This is a genomic window from Vibrio sp. Vb1127, from assembly GCF_033338735.1.
Taxonomy (GTDB): domain Bacteria; phylum Pseudomonadota; class Gammaproteobacteria; order Enterobacterales; family Vibrionaceae; genus Vibrio; species Vibrio alginolyticus.
This window is the reverse complement of sequence record NZ_JAWOTF010000002.1, coordinates 199,713-213,175: the sequence shown is the minus strand read 5'-3', so window position 1 is coordinate 213,175 and position 13,463 is coordinate 199,713. Positions and strand designations below refer to the sequence as shown.

17 protein-coding genes and 2 tRNA genes are annotated in these 13,463 nt (G+C 42.6%); 11 read left to right on the top strand and 8 right to left on the bottom strand.

The window, feature by feature from the left end; all coding sequences use genetic code 11:
* Positions 1-9 precede the first annotated feature (9 nt).
* The 10 genes from R7H07_RS04920 (at position 10) to R7H07_RS04875 (ending at position 5,854) form a co-directional block, all read left to right on the top strand.
* Positions 10-414 (top strand): DUF1801 domain-containing protein, encoded by a 405-nt coding sequence (locus R7H07_RS04920; protein ID WP_017633973.1) that lies wholly within the window; start codon positions 10-12, stop codon positions 412-414.
* A gap of 153 nt (positions 415-567) precedes the next feature.
* Complete coding sequence (locus tag R7H07_RS04915; protein WP_170897121.1) at positions 568-948, top strand: hypothetical protein; 381 nt, start codon at positions 568-570, stop codon at positions 946-948.
* A gap of 150 nt (positions 949-1,098) precedes the next feature.
* A complete protein-coding gene (locus R7H07_RS04910) occupies positions 1,099-1,599 on the top strand; it encodes a GNAT family N-acetyltransferase (RefSeq protein ID WP_170897122.1) in 501 nt (166 codons plus the stop codon).
* Positions 1,600-1,697: 98 nt separating this feature from the next.
* Positions 1,698-1,949: a TIGR03643 family protein gene (locus R7H07_RS04905; RefSeq protein WP_005377824.1), complete on the top strand. Its 252-nt coding sequence runs from the start codon at positions 1,698-1,700 to the stop codon at positions 1,947-1,949.
* A gap of 404 nt (positions 1,950-2,353) precedes the next feature.
* Complete coding sequence (locus R7H07_RS04900; RefSeq protein ID WP_017820912.1) at positions 2,354-2,743, top strand: lysozyme inhibitor LprI family protein; 390 nt, start codon at positions 2,354-2,356, stop codon at positions 2,741-2,743.
* 128 nt (positions 2,744-2,871) lie between these two features.
* On the top strand, positions 2,872-3,321 hold the full coding sequence (locus R7H07_RS04895; RefSeq protein ID WP_132936613.1) for a nuclear transport factor 2 family protein: 450 nt from the start codon (positions 2,872-2,874) through the stop codon (positions 3,319-3,321).
* A 192-nt stretch (positions 3,322-3,513) separates the two neighbouring features.
* The gene (locus R7H07_RS04890) at positions 3,514-4,086 is read left to right on the top strand and encodes a hypothetical protein (RefSeq protein ID WP_224721297.1); all 573 of its coding nucleotides are present in this window, start codon (positions 3,514-3,516) and stop codon (positions 4,084-4,086) included.
* A 205-nt stretch (positions 4,087-4,291) separates the two neighbouring features.
* The gene (locus R7H07_RS04885; RefSeq protein ID WP_206959178.1) at positions 4,292-4,690 is read left to right on the top strand and encodes a VOC family protein; all 399 of its coding nucleotides are present in this window, start codon (positions 4,292-4,294) and stop codon (positions 4,688-4,690) included.
* Between the two features lie 165 nt (positions 4,691-4,855).
* A complete protein-coding gene (locus tag R7H07_RS04880) occupies positions 4,856-5,494 on the top strand; it encodes a DJ-1/PfpI family protein (protein WP_206959177.1) in 639 nt (212 codons plus the stop codon).
* A gap of 129 nt (positions 5,495-5,623) precedes the next feature.
* Positions 5,624-5,854, top strand: coding sequence for a hypothetical protein (locus R7H07_RS04875; RefSeq protein WP_017820907.1), 231 nt, complete (start codon positions 5,624-5,626; stop codon positions 5,852-5,854).
* 258 nt (positions 5,855-6,112) lie between these two features.
* On the opposite strand, the gene R7H07_RS04870 is transcribed toward R7H07_RS04875, so the two are convergent.
* The 8 genes from R7H07_RS04870 to hppD form a co-directional block, all read right to left on the bottom strand.
* Positions 6,113-6,189: transfer RNA gene (locus tag R7H07_RS04870), tRNA-Val, on the bottom strand.
* 33 nt (positions 6,190-6,222) lie between these two features.
* Positions 6,223-6,299, bottom strand: a tRNA-Val gene (locus R7H07_RS04865).
* A 179-nt stretch (positions 6,300-6,478) separates the two neighbouring features.
* Positions 6,479-6,817: a hypothetical protein gene (locus tag R7H07_RS04860; RefSeq protein ID WP_005377830.1), complete on the bottom strand. Its 339-nt coding sequence runs from the start codon at positions 6,815-6,817 to the stop codon at positions 6,479-6,481.
* A 119-nt stretch (positions 6,818-6,936) separates the two neighbouring features.
* A complete protein-coding gene (locus R7H07_RS04855; protein ID WP_047100684.1) occupies positions 6,937-7,596 on the bottom strand; it encodes a DUF2726 domain-containing protein in 660 nt (219 codons plus the stop codon).
* A 195-nt stretch (positions 7,597-7,791) separates the two neighbouring features.
* On the bottom strand, positions 7,792-8,460 hold the full coding sequence (maiA, locus tag R7H07_RS04850; protein WP_005377832.1) for a maleylacetoacetate isomerase: 669 nt from the start codon (positions 8,458-8,460) through the stop codon (positions 7,792-7,794).
* 21 nt (positions 8,461-8,481) lie between these two features.
* Positions 8,482-9,519, bottom strand: coding sequence for a fumarylacetoacetate hydrolase family protein (locus R7H07_RS04845; protein WP_170897123.1), 1,038 nt, complete (start codon positions 9,517-9,519; stop codon positions 8,482-8,484).
* Positions 9,520-9,528: 9 nt separating this feature from the next.
* The gene (locus R7H07_RS04840; RefSeq protein ID WP_186584309.1) at positions 9,529-10,659 is read right to left on the bottom strand and encodes a homogentisate 1,2-dioxygenase; all 1,131 of its coding nucleotides are present in this window, start codon (positions 10,657-10,659) and stop codon (positions 9,529-9,531) included.
* Positions 10,652-11,725: a 4-hydroxyphenylpyruvate dioxygenase gene (hppD, locus tag R7H07_RS04835; protein WP_005377835.1), complete on the bottom strand. Its 1,074-nt coding sequence runs from the start codon at positions 11,723-11,725 to the stop codon at positions 10,652-10,654. Before hppD ends, R7H07_RS04840 begins: the two co-directional genes overlap by 8 nt.
* 538 nt (positions 11,726-12,263) lie before the next feature.
* On the opposite strand from hppD, the gene R7H07_RS04830 reads away from it, so the two are divergent.
* Positions 12,264-13,370 carry a M20/M25/M40 family metallo-hydrolase gene (locus R7H07_RS04830; RefSeq protein ID WP_206959176.1) on the top strand — a complete coding sequence of 369 codons (1,107 nt, stop codon included), beginning with the start codon at positions 12,264-12,266 and terminating at the stop codon, positions 13,368-13,370.
* The last annotated feature ends 93 nt before the right edge of the window (positions 13,371-13,463 follow it).

Sequence of the window (13,463 nt, the reverse complement as noted above, 5' to 3'; positions counted from 1 at the left end):
GAGATACCAATGAACCATGCAGTGAAGGCAAGATTTGATGAGTATCCAAAACATGTGCGTATTCGGATAGAAGAGCTACGAAATATCGTCTTAACTATCGCTTCTGAATTAAAACTGGGGGAAGTTGAAGAATCTCTAAAATGGGGAGAGCCAAGCTACAGTGTGAAAACAGGTAGCCCGGTAAGGATGGATTGGAAACAGAAAACGCCTAGTCGTTATTATCTGTTCTTTAATTGCCAAACTAAGCTCGTCGACACATTCCGCGAACTGTATAGTGACTCACTTGAGTTTCAGGGTAATCGAGCAATAATTCTATCTTTATCAGCACCTTTGCCAGAAGCTTCAATCAAGACCTGTTTAGAATTAGCATTAACCTATCAAAAGCGAAAGAACTTACCTCTTTTAGGTATGTAAAATCGCTTAATAAAACTATTTACGGCCGATTAACCATATTCAACTACTCTACCTTTGTATCCTTTTTAATGCTTCCGCAGTAAAGTTTTAGATTAAGTGGTCACGTTAATAGCTCCGTAACCAAACTAGTAATATCGAAATAAAGAAGAGTTTATGAAATCAAAAATCTTGTTCTTACTTATGCTTGGAGCTCATTTCAATGCTTTTTCAGTGACGAACTATCAAGTCAATGTGGTAGTAACAGAGCCTCAATCAACATTCATTTTTCCGACTTTTGAAATATCCTCTAAAGGAAAAAGCAAAACCAGTTTTTTCGACGGCTGCACGTACTTGGGAACCCTTTCAGAACCGAGCAAAAATAGCATACAGCTTGAAGCTACCATGTCATGCAACCGAGATGGCGCTACGTCAAGGATGGAAATGCCGGTATTTGTACTCAACTCCGAGGGTCAAAGCGCGAGTTATGATCTTGTAGAAAACGGGATCGTGATGTGGAAATATTCTGTAGAAGTTAAGCCGTCACTTAAAAAGTGATATATCAGAAATACTAAAGTAACAATCAGCACTATTAACCGCCGTTTAAGTGTAATAGGTATATTCTTTACGACTTAATGACGTTACTTGTTGCCGCAAGTCTCCAACTCATGTACAAAACAGCCCTAATTTTAATAGGAGCTAAGTGGCATGAATTTAATTGTACGTCAGGTAACTTTAGGTGATGCTGAAGGCATTACAAACGTCCTCAATCCCATCATTATTGAAGGTTTATACACTGTATTAGATACGCCTTTCACACCTGAAGAAGAAAAAGAGTTCATTACTCATTTCCCAGAACGGGGCGTGTTTACAGTCGCTTTATCCGAAAATAGCTCACAAGTCATTGGTTTCCAAAATATCGAGCCCTTTGCACAATATACAAAAGCTTTTGACCATGTTGGCATAATTGGTACGTTTGTTAGTGACGGTGCTCGTGGCCAAGGTGTGTCTAAACAGCTTTTCAAATCGACATTCGAAGTAGCCAAACAAAAGGGTTACGAAAAACTATTTGCGTACGTTCGCAGCGAGAATGAGCGAGCGTTATCAGCCTATCTCAAACAAGGCTTCGAAATCGTAGGGACCGCGAAGAAGCATGCAAAAGTTCGTGGGAAATACGTAGACGAAGTCCTCATTGAGAAGTTTTTGTAGGTGTTAAGTCGCTAAACACTAAGCACGCATATAAGAACATTTGAACCAAGACTCAATTTCCGTCGTAACAATGTCTTTTCTAAAATAGGTTATTTGAAATGAAACTGACCTCGGAAACTGAGTCAAGAATAATAGAAATGGCATGGGAAGACCGCACCCCATTTGAGGCTATCGAATTTCAATTTGGTTTGAATGAATCCGACGTGATTCAGTTTATGCGTAGCCGGCTCAAATCAAGTAGCTTTAAATTGTGGCGTAAAAGGGTTTCGGGGCGCAATACAAAACACAACAAGCTACGAAACTCAGACATCATTAGAGGTTATTGCCCAACTCAATATAAGCCGCGATAGCGAACTGCACTTGGCATAAATTTTTATTACGAATCGCAACATTTATCGCCCTACCTTTGAATCAACTTCATGATTGGAGGGGAATAGTCACCACTTAAATCAACCTAGGTGTTTCAGGGCGATAATAAATTCCATGGGAGTCATATTAACATCCTCAGACGCCATCAAACTAATGATTCCACAGAAAAGATTAACACCAAACGCCCACTAAAAATAACTCAGATTACGGCGTCATTTAACCTGTGTATCAATCTCTTTTACCTTCTATTTAGGCACTAGAATCACTAACCTTCTATTTTATCTTTGAAGGCACAGATAAAAAGCTGCATGATTGAAAAGGAAAAATAGCGGATAACGGTTTAACAAGCACTCGAAGCTTGGAGGCAATTTTGAACAAATTACTTATGATATTTGCGTTGGTTTCTTTACCTTGCTTGGCCTCTGATGATGTTGAAGATCCCTGCAAAGTAAAAGGCGGTGGCGTTATGGCTGGTTATCAGTGTGTAGAAAAGAAAATGGAATCTGCAGATAAAGAGCTTAACGAAAGTTACAAGGAAGCAATCGCTAGAATAGGTGAGGAAGAAAAAGCACTAAGGGAAACATGGTCTCAGACCGAACTGGTAGAGCCATTTCGAAAGGCCCAAAGAGCTTGGCTAAAATACAGAGACGCCGAATGTGAATTTACGGGCCTGTCTTCCACACCCTCACCCTGGCAAGGTGTCCAGATTGAAGAATGTAAGTTAAGAATGACGTTAGAACGCGTCGAATACTTCAATGGTGTATACGTAGGCTAAACGGATTACATCTAACAAGGCACTTCAATAAGATTCGCAACTCTTGGCAATTTCAGTTTAAATGTACTCTGTGTTTAAGATGCAAGCGTTCAGGTTGTGCGTAAAGCTTATATGGGTGTGAAATAATTATGGAAAAAGACGATTTAGTTGGGCTAGTAGTTAAGTATTTCGAGAAAATAGATGCCGGTGATCCTAGCTATCTGGATCTATTCTCAGAGGATGTTGACTTTTTCTTTCCTAAATTTGGGCAAGTGAAAGGAAAGAGTGCCTTAGTGGAGTTTGGCAATAGGATTGGTAGCTCGTTGATTAGTATCTGGCACGACATAGACGGCTTTCAAATAACGACTGCTGGAAACAAGGTCATTGTTGAAGGACAGGAAGGCGGCGTAATGAGTGATGGTACCTCTTGGCCGGACAACAAAGTTTCCACAGGGCGTTTTTGTAGTGTATTTGAGTTTGAAGGAAAAATGATAAGTCGTATGTTTGTGTACGTAGATCCTGACTTTCCGAGTCGAGATTTTGAGAGAATTTCCGTGCTGTCAGGCGAGAGCAACGTGCGACAAACTGTTCAAGCCTGAATACTACCGTTACCGCATAGCATCTTTGTTATGCGGTAGTATTCGTAGTTAAGGTGTGTTGAGGGCTTTGATATCGCTTTACTCACACCTTATCAGTGCGTTAGCCACATTCCCTTACTGATAGAAATGCTACTTTCTTCAATCGTCCTGTATTATGATAATGAAAAAGATTGCATTAATTTTAAGATTAAAATGAACCAAAAATTTTTTCTAAAACTACTCCCTGTCCCTTTTCTTCTAGCCGGTTGCCAGTCTACGCAAAGCCAGCTACAGCCTATACCTGAAAACGTATTATCAAACCTATCGACTCAATGGGCAGTGGTAGAGGCCTGTTTTCATTCCGATGCTTATAGCTTAGAGCAATCGGTAAACTATCGAGAGGCCATTAACTATTCTTTTTCTACTTGGCTAGTCGATCAGTCCGATATCGATCAGTCGGTAAATGAAGCTCGTGTAGCGTTATCAGAATATCAGTCTCAGAATGATGGTTTAGGAACAACATGTAAGGATTGGCACCTACCCTTAGAATCTGGATTGCGAGAAGTTAACAATCATAAGAATCAAGTGGCGATAAACCAGCAGCGAGCACATGAAATACATAAAGCAAACGCTTCTAAACCTGTGACGTATTCAACACCAGCATCTACTTCGACTAGTAATGTTGTTCACTGTTACAAATTGGAAGACGTTAGCTTGAATAAGAACATTCAAACGTTTAATGGAATGATATGCCCTATAGGCTGGCTTAAATATTATGGCTATTAATGCATTTGATTAATAAAGCCCTTAAGAATGAACTCAAAGTTTAATTTTTAGTTCAAGGTTGGGTTTCGTGTTTACAATGTTATGTTTCCAGTTGGATTACCGTATTCGAATAGATTGACGAAGTTAATCAACATATGTGTATTGATGCTTACTTTTTATCGAGTTATCTTTGTTTGATAGCCATTAAAACGAGTAAGGAAACAAAGTGACTGTGTTAACAAAAGGCATACACCACGTAGGTTTAACCGTATCTAACCTAGAAGCAAGCGCGAAGTTTTTCACTGAACAATTAGGTTGGAGTGAAGTAAAAAGAAATCCAGACTACCCGGCAATATTTGTGAGTGATGGGCATATCATGCTTACACTATGGGCGGCTAAGGCTGATGCCGCCACTCCATTTGACAGAAAAACGAATATTGGTTTGCATCACTTAGCTTTACTCGTAGAGACTGAGAAGCAACTCTATGAGTTGCGTGATCAATTTATGGCGTCGGGAATCGAAATTGAGTTTGGTCCCGAGCTTGTTAAAACAAGACCCGCAAAACATTTAATGTGTTACGACCCAAGTGGTATTGGGGTTGAGTTTTTCTGGGCAGGCTCATAAAACAAACATAACAAAGTTTTATAATAGGGATTTGGTACACATGGCATTGTTAGTTTGCACCGCCTTTGGTATTTAAGGTGCTTAGCAGAAGCTTGTGTATCGAATGCCCCTCCCCTCCTACTACACATTTTGCGACTTACGAGTAAGTCCAAAAGGATAAATGTTATGTATAAAATCGGCGTTGTTTTATTTGATGATTTCACGGATGTCGATTTCTTTCTTATGTATGACTTGCTGGGGCGCACAACCGACAGTTGGACAGTAAGTATACTTGGAACTAAATCTGAACATCATTCCCACCTCGGTATGAAAGTTAAAACAGACGGACACCTTTCTGAGGTGACGAATCAAGATGTCGTTCTTATTACAAGCGGCAAACGGGGTATTCCAGCCGCTTTAAAAGATGCTGAATTTATGTCAGCGTTGAATCTTGATCCAAATAGGCAGCTAATAGGTTCGATTTGTGCGGGATCATTCATCCTCCATGAACTCGGTTTACTAAAAGGCAAGCGATTAACAACAAACCCAGATGCAAAGGATGTTCTACAAAGTATGGGAGGAGATGTTCAGGATCTGCCTCTCGTGATAGACGGTAATGTAGCGACGGCCGGTGGCTGCCTTTCACTGATGTATCTAATTGGTTGGTTAACAGAGCGGCTATTTGACTCAAACAAACGAAAAGCTATACAAAATCAATTGATACCTGCTGGGCAATTAGAGCTGTTTGAAGAGCTTATTGCCACAACTATTCAATCAGCAGAGTTAGCAAGCTCGGATCACAAGGCATTAAATAATCATTCATAACATGTGGTGTTTTACATTACGTTCGTTTTAGTGTTTAGGGTAAGTCACACATCAGTCTTGTGTGACTTACCCTTGAACATAACGCCACTTGGGGAAATTAACTTACAGGGAGTAAATCAATTGGTAAAAATGTACGGTTCTGAAGAGACAAGAGCGTTTTGCTGTAATTGTAAAGAAGTAACGCTACATCGGTACGAAAGCTTCTCTAAAGCGCAGGAAAAGACCGAGAAAAAAGCTAAAGGTTTCTTCTCAGGTCTATTTGCAGCAATAATTAGCTCATTAATGGAAGGCGAAGCGACTGGTGACTACAAATGTACAATATGCGGCACCAATCTTCACACGCCAGATAATTTAGATTAATAGTCAGTGTCTCTAATGCCACGGCTAGTGGCACGCAACATGATTTATAGACGGCTCTAGTGGGTTTGAAGCGTATGCACCTTATGCATTGCATTTAGGGTTTTGAGGTTGTGTTGCGGATCAAGTAGTGCGCTTTTATCTCTGACAAGGGGCTAAAGCAGAGCAAAAACAAGGGACAAGAAAAGAAGTAGTTTTACTTGAGTATCAATGAATTACAGACACAAAAAAGCCCACCAAAAGGTGGGCTTTTTTAAAATTTGGTGGGTCCGGGCGAACTCGAATCGCCGACCCCTACCATGTCAAGGTAGTACTCTAACCAACTGAGCTACGGACCCAAATTTTTATGTTCCTAACCATTCAATTCAGAATGGTGCGTCCGAGTGGACTCGAACCACCGACCCCCGCCATGTCAAGGCGATACTCTAACCAGCTGAGCTACGGACGCATTTCTCTGGAACGACGAGGATATTAGCTATAAGCGAACGACGGTGCAAGCACAAATTTGCCAACTTTGAACCGTTTGGCGAAAATGTAAACTCAACACGCGTTTTCAGATGATTTTATCGACAAGAACTGGGCCTGCAGGGTTTAAAAGTGTGATCTATATAACTTTTATTATCTCACTTAATTGTCGTAAGGCACTTCACTGAGCATCCAAATCTGTAAGGTTTGCGATACCTTAGGGCAAGTGCCGAACAAAATCTGATATTTAGGTTTAAATGGTTCGCCGATATAGGTTGTACGAATCAACTCTCCTGTTTTGACGTCCACTTGAGTGCTCACCCTGCCTTTGAAGTTTTGAAATATGACAAACTGCTCACTGTGGTAAACCATTTGCTCTCGGTAAAACAAGAAATGATCTTGGGGTGTCTCTGTCAATTCACACTCCAGTGGTTTCAAATTAGGTATCGCACTAACATTAGATGCGATGAACAATGCTGACAAAATCCATCCGTATCGCATATGGCTGCCCTATTCTGCACTCTTTTTCAAAGTATAGGTCTTGCCTTGAGGACAGATACAAAAAAGGCTTTGATCATCTCTAATCAAAGCCCCTTATTTCTGCAGGTTAATTGTCGTGTTTAGTCGTCCGCCTCAAACACAACGTTATAATTTTCGGTGTATGTACAATTCGGCTGACGGCTACAAGTAAAGAAACGTCTCCCTTTGAACTCACCTTGGCTTGCGGTTTTAATGATCATCGGACTGCCGCATTTTTTGCAAAAGCGCACTTCTTTATCAGGCTCAATCAAATCAATGTGTGCCGCAAGCAAACGACGTAATCGCCCAACTTGATAACTGTGCTTTACCGAGGCGCCAATTAAAGGCAGGTTGGCCGTCTTACAAACATGAATCAATAACTTTTGTCTTTCTATCTTACCCTTGTTTAGCTCCTGCCCATTATCCAATTCAACGATAACGCGCGGCTCTAGTGTCCTTGGGTCACAAATAACGTAATCAAAATAGCTTCGAGATATACGATTGTTCGCGACAAAAAACTGCTTCTTATTTTTGATTTCTTTTGGCGTAACCAAACTGGACATGTTTACTTTCGCGAATACTACGGCATGCTCCCCGACCGCAGCTCTTAACGCATTATAGAACGCACCCTCTTGACCTCTGAGCAGAGGGCCTTTCGAGCGATAAGGATAATCACGCGTGTCATCGTGCTTAATCACGTACTTTTGAATAACAAAGAAGAATAAAACCAGAAGAACAACAATGATAAAAATGTTGGTCATAAATAAAGTGCATCCAAAACAACTCGTTGCTCAAAGCGTAAATGGAAATGTTATGCAGAGCAACAAAACCTCGCAATTTTGAGGCGCCACGACGATAGCGAGAAACAGAAAATTTTGCTCACCAATAAAAACAAGCCAATCACACACTTGGATTGGCTCGTTTAAATTTTGTTAATACATTATGTATGCTAAGAATCAACTATTAGCGTCTGGCTGATTCTCTGGCATCGCATCAATAAAAGCGGGCAGTTGATTGCATGACTGCACAACAGCGTTAATGGTTGGATAAAGAGAGGTATCTACACCAAAGCGTTGTGCGTTATAAAATTGTGGTACCAGACAAATATCGACAATAGATGGCGAGCTTGTCAGGCTAAACTTGCAATCACCATTTAGTTTACGATGCTTCTGAAGTTTCTCTTCTAATGCTGTAAAACCTTTGTGGATCCAGTGATGAATCCAAGCGACTTTGCGCTCTGGCTCGCAAGCTAACTCCCCCTCTAAATACTGTAGAACTCTCAAGTTATTCAGGGGATGAATCTCCATTGCAATATCCTGAGCCAAAGCTAGCGCTTGGTATCGAAGCGGCGTTTGCTCGGGGATCACAGTGACATCCGGGTAGTGTTCTTCTAAGTATTGAATGATCGCCAGTGACTGGGTTAACTGAACCTCCCCATCCACCAGCAAAGGAACCAGTTCAGAAGCGTTTAACTCATGGTACTCGTCACTATGTTGTTCGCCACCATTGCGCACCAAGTGTACCGATTTTGAATCATACGATAACTCTTTAAGATTCAAGCAAATACGCACACGATACGCCGCCGATGATCGCCAGTATCCGTATAAAATCATGCTATCGCTCATATCGTCTCCCAACCAGCACTATTAGTGCTTGAGATATTGGCTAACTTGTTGGTCAATCGAACCGAATATGTTGTTGCCATCCGCATCGAACATTTCCAATCTGATTGAATCTCCAAACGACATAAAGTTAGTCGACGGCTTACCATCACGAATGGTTTCAATCATGCGAACTTCCGCGATACATGAATAACCAACACCACCCTCCTCAATCGAAGTGCCATGTTCGGTGCCTTGCTTATTAGATACCGTGCCAGAACCTATAATTGCCCCAGCAGATAGCGGGCGCGTTTTAGTCGCATGAACAATTAAGTCTGCAAAATCAAACGTCATATCGATACCCGCATTTGGGCGACCAAACGGCTTGTGGTTGTAGGTCGAGAGCAATGGTAAATGCACTTTGCTTTCGTACCACGCTTCGCCGAGTTCGTCAGGTGTTACTGCCACAGGAGAAAACGCAGAAGAAGGTTTAGATTGGAAAAAACCAAACCCTTTAGCTAACTCTGCCGGAATTAGGCCACGTAGTGAGACATCATTCACCAGCATGATCAAACGAATCGACTCCTGAGCCTCTGCAACACTCGCGCCCATTGGTACGTCACCAGTTACCACAGCAACTTCACCTTCGAAATCAATACCCCATTCATCACTCGCAAACTCGATGTTGTCACAAGGACCAATAAAGGCATCAGAGCCTCCTTGGTACATCAACGGATCCGTCCAAAAACTCTCTGGCATTTCAGCGCCGCGAGCTTTTCGAACCAACTCAACGTGGTTTACGTAAGCACTGCCATCAGCCCACTGATAAGCGCGAGGAAGCGGCGACTCGCAGTAGTGCGCTTCAAACTCTTCATACCCTGCAACCGTGCCATTGTTCAGTGCAACGTATAGCTCTTCCAGTTGCGGTGCTAGCGTATCCCAGTTATCAAGTGCCACCTGCATCGTCGGTGCTAAGTTCATGGGGTGGAAAATTTCTGTCGCTGGTACGCAGCGCGTTAAGTCTTTGCTCACGACCATCAACAAACCGTCACGAGTGCCATTTTTCTTGGTTGCTAATTTCATCCTTGCCTCTTACTTCTCTTGCCAGCTATAGACGTATTCTTTGTTTTCTACTTTTTCCAGCTCATCCGAAAACTGAAGTGCGTGACGCGTATCAATCATGACCGCAACTTCGTCGGTGAAAGTCTTCTTATGCTCTCGCCCTGCTTTGAATGCTTTCGGGTGAGGACCATGCGTAAATCCTGCTGGATGGAATGTCACCATGCCTGCTTCAATGTTGTCACGGCTGAAAAAATCACCTGCATGGTAGAACAAGACTTCGTCATAATCGTCATTGTTGTGGTAGAACGGTACTTTGAGCGCTCCAGGATCACTTTCAATTGGACGAGGAACGAAGGTACACACCACAAATCCTGCTCCTACAAATGTAGTATGTGCAGAAGGCGGTAAATGGTAACGATGTGACATAAGTGGACGAATATCACGCCAGTTCACTTTTACTACCGCCAAATCACCATGCCACCCAATCGCATCCAGCGGGTTGAATGGGTAAGTGATAACACTGACTTTATCGTAGCGTTTCACCTGAACCTGTGTTTGATTCTCAGAATATTGAGCACGGAACTGATCGTTGATCGACGGCGTTTCTAAAACCGCCGGATCAAACACCGCGTGGTTTCCAACCATGCCTTTTTCGGGCAATGTATAAGCCGCATCGGTGTTTTCAATCATCAGAATGAACATCGGCTCGCTTGGTTCTAAACGCCAGCTCGTTGAGCGCGGGATCATGACATAATCCCCTTCGCTCACTTTCAAATGACCATAATCACAGTAGAGATCTGCCGTACCTTGGTGGATGAATAGCAGTTCGTCGCCATCTGCATTTCTCACCAAGAAGTCCATTTTTTCATCCATACGCCAAACACGAACTTTACAATTCGCGTTGTGTAATAGATGCGGGACTGCCCAAGGGGTAATATGGCTGGCTTTTTCGACTAGATTAAAATCAAACGCTCGTGGACGTAGCTCGCCCTCCCACTCAGACCACCCCGTTGGGGCATGTTGATGATGAAAATGTGTTGCGGGGCCGAAGAAGCCACTTCGACCTGCCTCACGTTCATAAATTGCCTCTTCCGGGAAGTCAGCATGTGCTTGTTTAGAGCACACTCCCTCCCGATGAGGGAATGTGATCCATTTATGCATCGCTCAATACTCCTCGGCGAATTTGGTCTTCTTCTATCGATTCAAACAACGCTTTGAAGTTACCCTCGCCAAAGCCTTCATTGCCTTTACGTTGGATGATTTCGAAGAACACAGGGCCGATAACGGTTTGAGTAAAGATTTGTAGCAAGATGCCATCTTTCGTTGGCGCACCATCAATAAGAATCTGCAAATCACGAAGCTTGCTTACATCTTCGCCGTGGCCTTCAACACGCTGATCGACTTTCTCGTAATAAGTATCTGGTGTTGGCATAAAGTCCATGCCTCGCTCACGCAAGGTTTTGACCGTTTCGTAGATGTCGTCAGTGGTCAATGCGATGTGTTGAATACCTTCGCCATTGTATTCACGGATAAACTCTTCAATCTGTGATTTATCATCTGACGACTCATTGATAGGAATTCGGATTTTGCCGCAAGGTGCGGTCATCGCACGGCTGACAAGACCAGTCAGCTTACCTTCGATATCGAAATAACGAATTTCGCGGAAGTTACCAATGCGCTCATAGAAACCTGACCAGACATCCATGTTGCCTTGCTTAACGTTGTGCGTTAAGTGGTCGATTTCGTAAAGACCAACATTCGCTTTTGATAAACGCTCATCAGCATCATCATAAAAACGAAAATCGACATCATAAATGCTCTGCTTTCCATAACGATCGACAAAATAAAGCAAGCTTTCACCGATGCCATAAATAGCAGGAATGCTAAGCTCCATCGGCCCAATTTCCGTTTTATATTCTTTACCGCCATTCTCTAACGCATGCGCCAGAGCAACGGTGGCGTCTTTCACACGAAATGCCATGCCACAAACCGACGGACCGTGAACTTTGGCGAATCCCTCAGCTTGGCTATGCGGCTGCGCATTCACAATAAAGCTAATGTCACCTTGTCGATATAACCACGCTTCTTTTGAGCGATGCTTTGCAATCTCCGCAAAACCTAACGATATAAACAGATCTTTAAGCTGTTGAATGCCTTTGTTGTCAGCAGCGGTATATTCAACAAACTCAAATCCGTCTGTTCCTAGTGGGTTATATGCATCAACCATGACTTTCTCCTTGTCTCAGTAGCTTTTGTTTGGACTTATTTTTCTAACTTGGCGCAGGTCTTGAGAAATTGGAATACGTGGGGAGAAATCTTTATCTTGGCGATTTTTACGCATAATTGTAAAATATATGTTACACATAGAGAGCACGTCGAACCCACTTTCGTAAACATCAAACAAACTGCTTATTTTCAATATATTAGATTGATATTTTCGGCTTTACGCCACCACATAAAATGTAAACAAGTTGTTACTTTGGCATTTTATCTTGGCAACGTAGCTCAAAAAGCAAAAGGGGATGGAAAGTCTATTGCACCCTATCTCTATCCGATTTATTCATTTGATCCTGCAAAACATCAAAAGTAATATTTCGTGACGCTTCATACAGTTCGAAAGGCTCATCGGTCAGAATCGTGTCATGGATACCCCTTTATTGATTCACCTCAGTTTTATTCAAAAGTAACTGTGCCATAAGTGGTGCTCTGTTCCCTATCGAGCCGAGCCACAAGGCTTCACGCTCGATCAGAAAAAGAGACATCTAATGACACACATCAATCAAGAACGCTTAGTTGAACACTTTTGCCAACTAGTACGTATCGACAGCGAATCAAAAAACGAAAAACAAATTGCAGAAACACTGGCAGAACAGCTAGGCGAGCTAGGCTTTACCGTACGCAAACTTCCAGTACCTGAGCACATTTCTAACGGTTTTAACGTGTACGCCCGTTTAGACGGCAAAAAAGACGGCTCTATTCTAATGAGCTGTCATATGGATACGGTCACTCCAGGTATTGGCATTGAGCCACTCATCGAAGACGGCGTTATCCGTTCAAAAGGCAATACGATTCTTGGTGGCGATGATAAATCTGGTATTGCTGCCATCATGGAAGCCGTTCGTTGTATTCAAGCGGAAAACCGTGAGCACAAAACGTTAGAACTTGCTTTCACCGTGTATGAAGAAGGCGGTTTATTCGGTTCACAATACTTCGATATGTCACACGTCACTTCAACGGAAGCAATCGTGTTAGATACGGGTGGCCCTATTGGCACCATTGTGACCGCAGCCCCAGGCCAGCAAAAGATCATGGCAAAAATCAAAGGTCGACCAGCACACGCAGGGCTTGCGCCAGAAGAAGGCATCAGTGCGATCATGGTGGCGGCTGATGCTATCAACCAAATGAAGCTACTTCGCATCGACGAAGAAACGACAGCCAACATCGGTATGGTTAACGGCGGTCAGGCCACAAACATTGTTATGCCTGAATTAAAAATCGTGGCAGAAGCACGCTCCCTGAATGGCGATAAACTAGATGCTCAGGTCAATCATATGATCTCAACATTAGAGTCTGTCTGTAAAAAACACGGTGCAGAAGTCGAAATTGAATCTAGCCGAGCCTACGACGCTTTTGTTATTGAAGAAAACCACCCACACGTAAACGCTATAAAAACAGCGTTTTCAGAGTTGGGAATTGACGCCTTCACAAAAGGCACTGGCGGCGGTAGCGATGCCAATAACTTTAACAAGAAAGGTCTCACAACGGTCAACCTTTCAACTGGCATGGCAAAAGTACACACGACAGAAGAGTTTATCGCGGTAAGTGATATGGTCAAAATCACTGAGTTCGTGAAACATTTCCTAGTCAGTTAACGTCGTGCCTTTTGAAGAGCAGACTGACTATCTTCCCCTTCTAGCCTGTGCTTGAAGGGGATTTTAATTTGTATCGAAGCAAAATTACTTCCC

Bases quoted from the DNA above. Each gene is read 5' to 3' on its own strand.
- R7H07_RS04920 (WP_017633973.1), top strand. From the start codon at position 10: ATGAACCATGCAGTGAAGGCAAGATTTGATGAGTATCCAAAACATGTG.
- R7H07_RS04915 (WP_170897121.1), top strand. From the start codon at position 568: ATGAAATCAAAAATCTTGTTCTTACTTATGCTTGGAGCTCATTTCAAT.
- R7H07_RS04910 (WP_170897122.1), top strand. From the start codon at position 1,099: ATGAATTTAATTGTACGTCAGGTAACTTTAGGTGATGCTGAAGGCATT.
- R7H07_RS04905 (WP_005377824.1), top strand. From the start codon at position 1,698: ATGAAACTGACCTCGGAAACTGAGTCAAGAATAATAGAAATGGCATGG.
- R7H07_RS04900 (WP_017820912.1), top strand. From the start codon at position 2,354: ATGATATTTGCGTTGGTTTCTTTACCTTGCTTGGCCTCTGATGATGTT.
- R7H07_RS04895 (WP_132936613.1), top strand. From the start codon at position 2,872: ATGGAAAAAGACGATTTAGTTGGGCTAGTAGTTAAGTATTTCGAGAAA.
- R7H07_RS04890 (WP_224721297.1), top strand. From the start codon at position 3,514: ATGAACCAAAAATTTTTTCTAAAACTACTCCCTGTCCCTTTTCTTCTA.
- R7H07_RS04880 (WP_206959177.1), top strand. From the start codon at position 4,856: ATGTATAAAATCGGCGTTGTTTTATTTGATGATTTCACGGATGTCGAT.
- R7H07_RS04875 (WP_017820907.1), top strand. From the start codon at position 5,624: ATGTACGGTTCTGAAGAGACAAGAGCGTTTTGCTGTAATTGTAAAGAA.
- R7H07_RS04860 (WP_005377830.1), bottom strand. From the start codon at position 6,817: ATGCGATACGGATGGATTTTGTCAGCATTGTTCATCGCATCTAATGTT.
- R7H07_RS04855 (WP_047100684.1), bottom strand. From the start codon at position 7,596: ATGACCAACATTTTTATCATTGTTGTTCTTCTGGTTTTATTCTTCTTT.
- maiA (WP_005377832.1), bottom strand. From the start codon at position 8,460: ATGAGCGATAGCATGATTTTATACGGATACTGGCGATCATCGGCGGCG.
- R7H07_RS04845 (WP_170897123.1), bottom strand. From the start codon at position 9,519: ATGAAATTAGCAACCAAGAAAAATGGCACTCGTGACGGTTTGTTGATG.
- R7H07_RS04840 (WP_186584309.1), bottom strand. From the start codon at position 10,659: ATGCATAAATGGATCACATTCCCTCATCGGGAGGGAGTGTGCTCTAAA.
- hppD (WP_005377835.1), bottom strand. From the start codon at position 11,725: ATGGTTGATGCATATAACCCACTAGGAACAGACGGATTTGAGTTTGTT.
- R7H07_RS04830 (WP_206959176.1), top strand. From the start codon at position 12,264: ATGACACACATCAATCAAGAACGCTTAGTTGAACACTTTTGCCAACTA.